The organism is Microvirga sp. KLBC 81, assembly GCF_003075415.1.
Taxonomy (GTDB): Bacteria; Pseudomonadota; Alphaproteobacteria; order Rhizobiales; family Beijerinckiaceae; genus Microvirga.
In genome coordinates, this window is the sequence record NZ_QDAH01000267.1 from 1 (window position 1) to 1,052 (window position 1,052).

Genomic DNA, 1,052 nt, shown 5'->3' on the forward strand with positions numbered 1-1,052 from the left:
GAGGGTCACACCGCATTCCGTCCGCACACCACCCCATTGGATCATCAAAGCGTGCCAATCAGCCTGTTTCCACACAGGCTCCCCGTGTGAGCAGACCTCCACGTTATGTCCGAGACGTGCCAAAAAGAGACGTTCGCCGACGATAGTCGGACTTGATGCAAGATTCTGATACGTGTCGTCGTCCGAGAGAACCCGCCACACCTCGGGACGTTCACGTGCCCAAGTGTCGGCCAAGAGCGTGGATCAGATTATCGACGACGCAATTGTGAGAACCGTGGCCGACTTTTAGATGAATATCAGCAAGGGAATAGATCGGCCGGCGCTCGTGATCGAGCGCTACGATCACACTGACAGGGTTGGCGTTCTGCAAGAGCGGGCGTGTCGTCCGACGCTGGACACGTCCGACAAGGGTCGCCAGATCGGCATCAAGCCAAATCGAGATCGCATTCGCCTCCACGACCGCTCTGGTTCGGGTGTCCTTCCAGGCCCCACCGCCCAAAGCGACCACTTGGCGAGGAGTTTGAAGTATGCGAGCGATTACCCGCCGCTCACAATCGCGGAAGGCCGCCTCACCGTAAATGTCAAAAATGTCGCTCACGCTCAGGTGGGCGGCTTCCTCGACGGCTTTGTCCGTGTCCAAGAACGGAAACTGCAGGCGGGCTGCTAGCCGCTTGCCGATGCTGGTTTTACCAACGCCCATCATGCCGATCAGCACAAGGGATCTGATGCCAACAGCTTCGCGAATGGCAGAGATCTCAGAACTCAGCGGCATTGTAGAGGACCCTACCCTCCTCAAGCGAGGGCATCGAGATGAAAATCATTCCCTCGCAACCAAGCTATCCAATCGAGATCTAGTTTGAGGCAGGTTCTTCCTCAGATTGTTTGGCATTACTGACCTCGGTTGCGATCGACTGGTTCTTGTCCAGCGCAACCTTGAACTCGGCTTGCGTCTTGGCCTTGATCTCATCGACGGTTACGCCGTCGGCGAGCTCGATCAGGGTCATGCCGGAGCCGCCCTTCTTGTCGATGGAAAAGACACCGAGATCGGTGAT

The 1,052-nt window shown here is 56.9% G+C and carries 1 protein-coding gene and 1 pseudogene; both read right to left on the reverse strand.

What is annotated here, in order from left to right:
• Window positions 1–211: 211 nt before the first annotated feature.
• Complete coding sequence (locus tag DC522_RS33675) at window positions 212–772, reverse strand: shikimate kinase (protein WP_116532717.1); 561 nt, start codon at window positions 770–772, stop codon at window positions 212–214.
• A 79-nt stretch (window positions 773–851) separates the two neighbouring features.
• Window positions 852–1,052: pseudogene (locus DC522_RS33680) on the reverse strand (hypothetical protein); the annotation flags it as partial.